The 9,285-nt window shown below is 43.8% G+C and carries 9 protein-coding genes; 3 read left to right on the forward strand and 6 right to left on the reverse strand.

The window, feature by feature from the left end:
• Window positions 1-11: 11 nt before the first annotated feature.
• The 5 genes from ACCI49_RS17855 to ACCI49_RS17875 all read right to left on the reverse strand — a co-directional run bounded on the left by ACCI49_RS17855 (window position 12) and on the right by ACCI49_RS17875 (window position 6,890).
• Window positions 12-1,268, reverse strand: a complete 1,257-nt coding sequence (locus tag ACCI49_RS17855; RefSeq protein ID WP_371840505.1) for an exonuclease SbcCD subunit D C-terminal domain-containing protein — start codon at window positions 1,266-1,268, stop codon at window positions 12-14.
• 1,162 nt (window positions 1,269-2,430) lie between these two features.
• Window positions 2,431-3,714, reverse strand: coding sequence for an FAD-dependent oxidoreductase (locus tag ACCI49_RS17860; protein ID WP_371840506.1), 1,284 nt, complete (start codon window positions 3,712-3,714; stop codon window positions 2,431-2,433).
• A gap of 376 nt (window positions 3,715-4,090) precedes the next feature.
• Window positions 4,091-4,990, reverse strand: a complete 900-nt coding sequence (locus tag ACCI49_RS17865; RefSeq protein ID WP_371840507.1) for an NmrA family NAD(P)-binding protein — start codon at window positions 4,988-4,990, stop codon at window positions 4,091-4,093.
• A 41-nt stretch (window positions 4,991-5,031) separates the two neighbouring features.
• Window positions 5,032-6,033: an NmrA/HSCARG family protein gene (locus ACCI49_RS17870; RefSeq protein ID WP_371840508.1), complete on the reverse strand. Its 1,002-nt coding sequence runs from the start codon at window positions 6,031-6,033 to the stop codon at window positions 5,032-5,034.
• A gap of 236 nt (window positions 6,034-6,269) precedes the next feature.
• Complete coding sequence (locus ACCI49_RS17875; RefSeq protein WP_371840509.1) at window positions 6,270-6,890, reverse strand: glutathione S-transferase N-terminal domain-containing protein; 621 nt, start codon at window positions 6,888-6,890, stop codon at window positions 6,270-6,272.
• A 261-nt stretch (window positions 6,891-7,151) separates the two neighbouring features.
• Here ACCI49_RS17875 and ACCI49_RS17880 point away from each other — a divergent pair, with 261 nt between their 5' ends.
• A complete protein-coding gene (locus ACCI49_RS17880; protein ID WP_371840510.1) occupies window positions 7,152-7,748 on the forward strand; it encodes an isochorismatase family protein in 597 nt (198 codons plus the stop codon).
• A 182-nt stretch (window positions 7,749-7,930) separates the two neighbouring features.
• Window positions 7,931-8,338 carry a DUF427 domain-containing protein gene (locus tag ACCI49_RS17885; protein WP_371840512.1) on the forward strand — a complete coding sequence of 136 codons (408 nt, stop codon included), beginning with the start codon at window positions 7,931-7,933 and terminating at the stop codon, window positions 8,336-8,338.
• A gap of 234 nt (window positions 8,339-8,572) precedes the next feature.
• Here ACCI49_RS17885 and ACCI49_RS17890 read toward each other — a convergent pair whose 3' ends face one another.
• A complete protein-coding gene (locus ACCI49_RS17890; protein WP_371840513.1) occupies window positions 8,573-8,872 on the reverse strand; it encodes a hypothetical protein in 300 nt (99 codons plus the stop codon).
• Between the two features lie 125 nt (window positions 8,873-8,997).
• Here ACCI49_RS17890 and ACCI49_RS17895 point away from each other — a divergent pair.
• A partial coding sequence (locus tag ACCI49_RS17895; protein ID WP_371838736.1) for a transposase occupies window positions 8,998-9,285 on the forward strand: 288 nt, incomplete at its 3' end.

Below are 9,285 nucleotides of genomic sequence, written 5' to 3' on the forward strand. Positions count from 1 at the left end.
CGACAGCCTCTTTACTCTGCCTTTACATCTTCTTCATGGAGTGAAGAAAGTGTTTCCTTGTAGGCACGAAGTAATTCCGGCCGCTGTTCTTCAGGTATGCAATTAACGTCTAGGCAACGTTCAAATACATCGTTTACATTCAAGTCGTCGAGTGATTCTTCCTGGTGTATTTGCCTCAATACACGGTCTATGACTCGGTTATTCTTTATACGGAGAATTTCTACCTTAGCGTTGGAAATTTCAGCTTCCAACCGCTCCCGCAAGTCTCCTATAACTTCGTCACCTTCGTAGATGACTTCAGCCCAGACAGCAGAACCGTCGGGAGCATCTATTGCCGATAATTCAAGGATACGATTTAAAATTCCACCCCAGTCTCCTCTAATGCGTTCCAGTTTCTGGAACACCGGTACGTCAATCATTTGGACTGATGTCGTCTTACTAAGCCCCTGAGCTTGATCAAAGGCCACTAAGCACACGCTCTTTTGCTGTTTCGCTTCACCAAACCCCATGGGTAGCGGCGAGCCGCTATAGCGTATAGTCTCGGAGCCGTTTACTTTTTGTGGCACGTGCAAGTGCCCAAGCGCCACATAATCAAAGCTTGCGGGAAAAATTCCGGCTGCCACATGAGCCAAAGAACCAACGTATAAGTCGCGTACACCATCACCATCAACAGTTTGTCCGCCTGCTGTGAAAAGATGCCCTGTAGCTACGATCGGAATGTCCCCCCCCAAACTCTCTCGCTTCTGCTCGGCCAAGGTAGCGACAGCAGCGTAGTGGGTGCGAATTCCATCTATCAACTTTCGCTCCTTGTCTTCGATGCTTTCACCAGCTTCCGCCACGCGAATATCCCTATCGCGGAGGTAGGGCACTGCACAAACAATCAATTCAGGGACGTCTTGCTTATCACAAAGCACCAGTACTTCATCTTCTAGGGAGGAACTGATACCACCGACCACGTGGACATCTAGGGCCTTAAGTAACTCCCTGGGTGCGTTGAGAAAGGATGGAGAATCATGATTTCCCGCAACGATGATCACATGCCGGCAAGATGAAATAGCCACGCGGCATAGGAAACGGTAATAGAGCTCCTGGGCACGATTGCTCGGAGTACTGGTATCAAACACATCACCAGCAACTATCAGCACATCAATTGAGTTTTTCTGAATTGCTTCTGCCAGCCATATCAGAAAGACCTCAAATTCTTCATAGCGTTTTCGGCCGTATAAAGTTCGACCAATATGCCAATCGGATGTGTGAAGAATTTTCATGGAGCATCCATCTCTGACTGTTGTTCTTTAATGGAAAACTCCTTTATCGATTTGCTTATGCGATGCAAGACCACCTCCCCCTTCCGAATCCGGTAAGCCCTTACCCCATCTCTACATCCTTAGAAGCAATGCTGCGTGAAATTCAAGCAAGGGTGATAACTATCAAGTGCCTCTTTCTAGCCTGACTCATGGTCCATACCCTACCACCTCATTCCAATACTCAGTAGCGGTAGCTTTTTATCAGTGACCTTTTCTGAAAGATGCTTGGACACAAAATATTCGAAACAACTCATCATGCTAAAGGCAGTGCCATCACTCAGCTCAATTACCAGATGTATTCGGGGCATGTTTTAAGTTGGCATCGAAGGTCTCGAACCCTTGGCTGAGGCAGGTGCCTAGTATGGCAGCGGTTACATCGAAGTCCAGACCGAACCCTTTATGATATCGGATTGGCTTTAGAGGTTGTCTCACACTCTGGAGACTACCAATCTTTGAAGGCGCAGTGCCGCTTGGGATTAAAACCCCTTAACTCTTGTGTAAGTTTCTGGCTGTTTAATTAAGCAATTTATTTGGACAAGTATGTACTGGACCAAAAAAGGTGGATGACTGGTCAGATAAGTGTTTTGGTTGGTTAAAAAAGTGCTAACTCATTGAAATTTAAGATAAAATCAAAAGGTCAGTTAAGTACTTAATATCCACTTACTGCAATGGCACGGATGGCTGGTAAGTGGCCAATCGTCCACACTAACTGCGATCATTGAGGATACCAACACAAATCTGCCTTGATCAGCCTCAGAACTTCATCTAGGGCAAGCCAGCCTAAGCGTTGGAGCTTCATGCTTAACCCAGTTAATCAATTGGGCAAATTCACCAACTTGCATAGGATTTCCTCGCTCTATACTCTCCTATATCACCCTTTGTAACTTTAGGGCAAAAGAAATATCAATGAGTTGTGATGTACTCATTTCCCTATGAGCCCTTCCCTTACTTATTTTCCCGACTTATGACGCTGAGTTGAAATTTAAAGGTCAAAACCACAATAAAAACATTAACTTAGGTAATGTTTTCGATCAATTGTCGCCATACAGACTAGCAACCATATTTGTTATTGAAGTGGCCAGTCAAAAATTCACACATATAAATCTGTCTACTTAATAGAGTTTTATTTTGTATGTTTAACGATAAAGTCAAAATCTTCGTTTAAATAGCGATAAACAAATGTAATCGCCATGGCGCCTTCACCTGCAGCAGCTGCGGCACGCTTAATAGAGTTGTGGCGTACATCGCCGGCTGCAAAAGACCCTGGGTATGATGTTTCCAAGTAATACGGTTGACGCTGAAGCGGCCAACCTTCAGGATTTTTTCCATTCAGAAGTAAATCTGGACCTGTAACAAGGTAACCAGCTTCATCTCGAAGAATAGGAGTATCAATGGCCCACTCAGTATTTGGTCGACCGCCTATTGCAACAAATAACCGTTTAGCATCGACATTTTCATCCTCTTTATTTTTATTGTCGGTAATCTTTATTTGAGATAGGAATTCATCGCCAATTAATTCCGTTACTTCGCTATTAAATCTAATATCTATTTTTTTATTGTTAGTAACACGGTCGGATAGATATTTCGACATTGTTCCTTTTAAACTCGAACCGCGTACAAGCATAACCACATTTTCAGCAAAATTCGCAATATGCATTGCAGCCTGACCTGCTGAATTTGCGCCCCCTACAATATAAATTGTTTCACCTTTACATAATGGTGCTTCGGCAACTCCAGCACCATAAAATACTCCCTTTCCAAGAAAATGTTCTTCACGATCTAATTCAAGTCTACGATACTCAACACCAGTGGCACATATATTGGCTTTAGCTAACATCTTGCTTCCATCAGCTAATTGCCCGTGAATACGTCCATTTTTGAACTCACCCTTAATTCCTTCACTCATAAGGATAATTTCTGCACCAAACTTCAATGCTTGTTCACGGGCCCTATCTGCCAGTTCGGCACCACTGATACCTCGCGGAAAACCCATGTAATTTTCAATCATTGAACTGGTACCCGCTTGCCCCCCAACAGCATGTCGTTCGATTACTACTGTGCTTAACCCCTCTGAGGCAGCATAAACAGCTGCACTCAAGCCAGCTGGACCCGCGCCGTAAATGGAGACGTCATATTCTTTCAAGCGAGGAAGAGCAATATATCCGAGACGATTTGCCACATCTCTAACAGAGGGATTGAATAGGAGTGAACCATCTGCAAATTGAACGACAGGAAACCTGACGTTATTCACATCAGATATACCAATATTTTTCAAGCAGGTTTCTTCAGAAGCTATTTCTATCCATTCAAAACTAACAACATGGCGCTGAAGAAACTCTCGTAAACTATATCCTTCCGTACTTCCTTTACGCCCAAACAACTTTACTGAATGTATTTCCCCAGACATGAAACCTCCTTTATTTCAATATCAGTGAAGCGCTTAGCTAACAGGTCGTCAATCGTGTCGCAGTCGGGCTTCTTATTCACACTTTGATGAAAAACACCGACGGTAAAATTCAATTTTCTGATGTACTTTGATTGCTCATGCAGCCAAGAGACTATGATCGTGGTTTTAGGGTCTCCATTTTTACGTAAAAATTAGAACAGCTTAGGGACCTGTCTTTAGTCCGGGAAAATCGATATAGCCACTTTCGCCACCTCCGTGCCTCGACTCACGCGATGCCTCAGGAGCGAGCGGTGCTCCTGAAGCGATAAGGAGTGTATAACCAGGATTTCTAATGAAGGGGCGACCAAACGAAACCAAGGCGAGGCCATTTTTCGATTTACGAGATTGCTGCAGACTTTAAGGCTTCAGCATTTCTCTGGATAAAGTCTGGCCAAGTTGAGGGGAGCCGGCCAATAGCTGCTTTAAACGCTGTTTCGTCAAATGTTTTATCAGCATCAGGGATAGCGCCAGCTGCATTTAAGCGAAACTGATCTCGAATACACGCCATATAAGCTGGATCAGCACCAGAAGCCACGGCGGATTCATAAAATACCTGGGGGTCCAATTGCTCTAACTTTATGGGCTGTCCAGCCAGCTTACTAATCATCTCGGCAACTTCGGACATGGTGGTGGCATCATAGCCAAGGCGCCAGACCTGACCACTAAACTTGTCAGGGCGCATTAGTGCCGCCGCGGCTATTGCTGCCACGTCACGTGCATCAACCCAACACCACCGCGCATCGCCGATCAAGTTAGTTAAGGTACCGGGTTGTAGCCACCCAAAGCTGATTAAGTTCTGCATGAACCCTTCGGGCCGCAAATGAGTAAACCTGAATCCCTGTTTCTCGATATAAGCTTCGATCATCTGGTGCCAACCCCAATGGGAGACTTCAGCTGTGTCAGCTCCAGAAGCACCAATATGGACTATATGGTCGACTTTGGCGCGTTTAGCCGAATCAATCACCCGCTTGGAATGCTTCATCATATCAACGGTATAACCCGTCATTAGAAGAATACCATCTATACCAGCTACAGCTTTTTCAACGGTACTTATGTCATCTAGATCAAGCTGAACAGGTTCGGCGCCTATGTCTAGCATGGATTGAGCCTGGTCATTCCGGCGGATTGCTGCGACTGTCTGGATATTCGTATCCTGAGTTAACGTACGAACAACTTCCGCACCAACCTTCCCTGTGGCACCTATAACAAGAAGGCGCCTTTTCTTATGTATATTCATCTAGAAATTTCTCACAGTAATGATGCATTGAAAGCAACTTTTTAACCACTGATTGCATCTTTTTGAACGTCCCCAGCTTTACCGCGCCATCCAGTCTCACGAAGCCAGCTCTCGAAGCTATGAAGGCCTGGGTAGATCTTCCTTAGAGCGTCGTAGTCCCGAGGAGCTGCATATCCAAGACGATAGAAAAGGAAGTTATTAAGAACATCATGTGCATTAGGTTGACCAGAGGCCATAAATTCCTCATCGCTCAGAGGTGAGTATTCGGCTGGTATGCCGGTAACGGCCTCAAACTTAGCCGCCACCTCTGACATTTTCAGAGCGTCAGATCCTATACGCAGAGTTCTGCCGCCCCATGTCTTTGCATCTGAAAACATAATGCGCGCGAAAGCTCCGATATCGTCAAGTGCAACCATTTGCCATATAGCATCTCCCGCCAATGGACCACGAAAAATGAGCCCCTCGCGCCCATCTTTGAGTTTTCCTGGCTCTGGTAGGAAGATACTCTGAAAGTTTTCGATATAGGGCTCTGTGACTAATACTGAAACATGCTTTGTATACCAGCCATTTTCTTTTTGACTAAAGAATTCCTCTGACCTGTGCCAGTCTATTTCATGCTCAACCGAGGCCTTTGCATCATAGTGTGGAACAGGTAGTGCACCATTGGACAGGTTTGAAGCCGCGTCAAGTGAAGAGTGAATAAATAGCTCCACACCTGTCTGCTCTGCAACTTCCAGGGCTCTTAACCCTTGTGACCGCTCACGTGCCACGGATTTTTCACCAGCTGACCAAAAATTAGTATTTGAGAAAACCCCGTACACCCCTTTCATTAATGTCTCAAGGCTCTCTTTATCTTCCAGGTTGCCAGTAACAAAGCTTATTCGACCAGAACTAGACTCCTTCATATTATTTGCACGTTCGCTATTTGTATTACGTGTTAATATTTTGATTAACCACTCATTATCTGTATCTCCCAGAAGGGCATTAACAACCGCACGCCCCATTGCTCCAGTTCCACCGATAATTGCAATTGTTTTGGACATAGATCAACACCTATTGAAGTAGTAGAATAACGTCTTCGTTTAATAATTCTTTGTCATTAGTTTCTTTTTCTAACTTTGAGCTTCCTTAAAAGTCACTGTTCCGACTCCTGTCAGCAACACAATACTCTCTTTCATGCCCACAAGAGAGCTTCGGTAAGAACTAAGTCCCCAAATTGATATCAGGGTTTTGTAGCTGCGTGGAGTTACCCTCATTTACTCGGTTTGACCAATTTCATCTAAGTTAGCATTTTTTGTCGTTTAAGCGCGTTGATTACGTCGCTCTCCTGTTCAAGACGACTACGAAATTCTGCTAAGTAAGAAAATGAGTTAAGCTCTAAAGGAGTTGAATCAATCCAGCGACATAAGACAAATAGATAGGAGTCAACTACTGTACGCTTTCCAAGATAGCCTTTACCCCCTGCCTCCTCTAGGGATTTATCGAGTCTGCGAAAATGCATCTCAAGCTTTTCATAGGCATGCCGCTGAATATCTTTTCTAGCTTCTGGAGATGAAGCAAATCTCTCTGGTACAAAATGAGGTCCGAAATCTGAATGGACCTCGGAGCTCATATAAGAAAGTGCCTCTGCCTGACGGGCCCACTGAATAGGCTCATGGGGTGAAAGTTCCGGATTTTCGGATAAGGAAGCAATATAGAGCAATATCGCTGTAGCTTCAGTTAAAACCTGACCATCATCAAGCTGCAGAGCTGGGACTTGCCCTTTCGGATTCAACAGTAGATAAGTGTTAGCTTGATGCTCTCCCCTCTCAAGGTTCACCAATTCAACCGGTACCCGTGCCCAAATCGAGGCAATATTAGGAGCGAGGGCGCAAGTTCCGGGCATAGCGTAGAGTTTCATTTTGAGATAATCCAGTGGAGTTTACAGAAGAGGATTCTATTTTGCGGATAATCATTCTAGAAATAGTAGTGACTAGCGGCGTTATTTCCTGTGACACATCTGTCAATCCATAGATGGTTACGACGCCTCAGTAATTAACCTATTAGGTATGGTGGTTCGTAATCTAAACTCTTTATATATTCAAGAGACTACTGCAAGGCGAATATAGAAGGTTCACCTGGGTTATTCTTAATCGTTAGATAAATAGGACAGAAAACATCAATGAAAAACCCATTCACAACGGATAGCGCAGCGATGCTATTGATTGATCATCAAGTGGGGACCGCCAAACTAGCGCGCAACATTAGTCCTTCCCATCTACTTGCAAATGTACGGGCTCTAGCACGTACAGCAATCGAAACTGACATGCCGTTGATATTCACTACTAGCCAAGAAGAAAATTTCCAGGGTCCACTCTTTGCCGATTTGGAAAAGATCGCACCTAATGCTCACGCCCAAAGGGTAAAACGACCCGGAGTAGTCGATGCTTGGACATATGATCCTTTCAAGTCTGCGGTAGTGGCAACTGGCCGAAAAAAGTTGGTGATGGCTGGTTTAACAAATGATGTATGCGTTGTTTATCCAGCTATAAGTGCTGTAGAGGATGGATACGAAGTACAAGTTGTCGTTGATGGAGGTGGTTCTCCAACCCAGGCTGCAGATGACATCTCGGTAGAACGAATGAGGAAGGCTGGAGTCGGTATAACTTCTACGAATCAAATAATGGCAGAACTCGCAATTAACTGGGCCAGTAAAACCGGTCGATCTATCCAGTCAATTATGTATGAAGAGATATTGAAGCCTTTAGTTGAAGGTTAGACTAACTTTTCGTCGATCTGGCCGGAAGTCTAATTCATGAAACTCTCCCATTCTGGCTCCTTACCAGGGAGAAAAGTCTTATTTAATCGTATATATAAATAGCTAACTATCTGCAAGGAAATTCTCCATCGCTGGCATAAATATACATAGAATGAAAAATGAACTGTTAAAAGGAGAGATTAATGGCATATCCAGAAATCACGCTTTCTGAGGAAACAATCCACAATCCGAAAGAACCACGTCACTTCATGCGTGTTAAACCAGTGCCAAGGACTGTGAGGGTATATCGAGGTGGTAAAATGATTGCTGAAAGTGATAACGCGCTACGAGTCACAGAACTTGGAAAAGATATGTATGATCCTATATTCTATTTACCAAAAGAAGACATCATCGTACCTCTCATTCCAATTGATGGAAAGACAACCCATTGTCCACTTAAAGGCGATGCTAGTTATTTCACTTTGGATGAAACTGACGAAGAGATTGCGTGGACTTACGAAGCCGCGTTCGATTTTTCTAAAATAATTAATGGACTTATCGCCTTCTATCCCGATCAAGTAGTAACAGAAGAAGTTGGTGCATCATCATAAAGTGAATGACAATACTGATCAGTAAGATCTCCCTACAATCAGCTTGGTACCGGCTAGCCCATATGACAGGTGGGATGGTATATATACAATAGGGTTTATTAATGACCTCATTTATATAAAATGCAGTCGTACCACGATTTTTCGTACAGTCTACTGGCAGGAAGATATTAAAGTACAGAGTAGAATTGTAATGTTACATCGTAGATGTCTTCTATTTGTGGGTTTTATATTATTTTATGCCTCCAGTGCTTGGCTCTGTCGACGAACAACCCAGCTCTGAATTTTATTTTCCTCTATACCTTGACTGCGCAGAATTTCACATACTGTATCAATGCCCTTAGGAGTACTTCGATTAACAATAGGTCGCATCCCTATTTTCTTATACTGCTTGGCTTCATCATCAGAGTCTACCGCTATAAAGCGCGTTAGATTTGGATATCTAGAGGCAACTATGTCTTGTAATGGTTTAAGAAGTTCATAACGGACGATTGTTACGAGAATGGCTGATCGCTCTGCGTAATCAATCGTTTCCATCAAGCGCATATCTGCTAAGTCACCAAATGCAACTGGATAACCCTCACTACCTACTGGGTACCTCTAAAAATTCACTAATTTCCGGTAAAATAATCTAAACGCTCACTAGTAAAGGTTATTGTCAAATGCAGCCGAGTTTTTTCGGTCTTGATGACCGCCATCGCAAGCTAAATGAACGTGATCCACTGGTTGCTCTTCGTAAGTTGATTGACTGGGAGGACTTCCGGAGTACTTTGAATAAAATCCCCACACTTCCAAGAAAGAGTAATGCTGGAAGAAGACCCTTTGATAAGGTACTGATGTTCAAGGCACTTGTATTACAGCATTTATATAACCTATCGGATGATGAGCTGGAATATCAGATACGCGATCGATTTTCATTTTGTCGATTTCTCAGCCTAAACCCGGAGGAC

This window comes from Microbulbifer epialgicus (assembly GCF_041447265.1).
Taxonomy (GTDB): Bacteria; Pseudomonadota; Gammaproteobacteria; order Pseudomonadales; family Cellvibrionaceae; genus Microbulbifer; species Microbulbifer epialgicus.

Bases quoted from the DNA above. Each gene is read 5' to 3' on its own strand.
- ACCI49_RS17855 (WP_371840505.1), bottom strand. From the start codon at position 1,268: ATGAAAATTCTTCACACATCCGATTGGCATATTGGTCGAACTTTATAC.
- ACCI49_RS17860 (WP_371840506.1), bottom strand. From the start codon at position 3,714: ATGTCTGGGGAAATACATTCAGTAAAGTTGTTTGGGCGTAAAGGAAGT.
- ACCI49_RS17865 (WP_371840507.1), bottom strand. From the start codon at position 4,990: ATGAATATACATAAGAAAAGGCGCCTTCTTGTTATAGGTGCCACAGGG.
- ACCI49_RS17870 (WP_371840508.1), bottom strand. From the start codon at position 6,033: ATGTCCAAAACAATTGCAATTATCGGTGGAACTGGAGCAATGGGGCGT.
- ACCI49_RS17875 (WP_371840509.1), bottom strand. From the start codon at position 6,890: ATGAAACTCTACGCTATGCCCGGAACTTGCGCCCTCGCTCCTAATATT.
- ACCI49_RS17880 (WP_371840510.1), top strand. From the start codon at position 7,152: ATGAAAAACCCATTCACAACGGATAGCGCAGCGATGCTATTGATTGAT.
- ACCI49_RS17885 (WP_371840512.1), top strand. From the start codon at position 7,931: ATGGCATATCCAGAAATCACGCTTTCTGAGGAAACAATCCACAATCCG.
- ACCI49_RS17890 (WP_371840513.1), bottom strand. From the start codon at position 8,872: ATGGAAACGATTGATTACGCAGAGCGATCAGCCATTCTCGTAACAATC.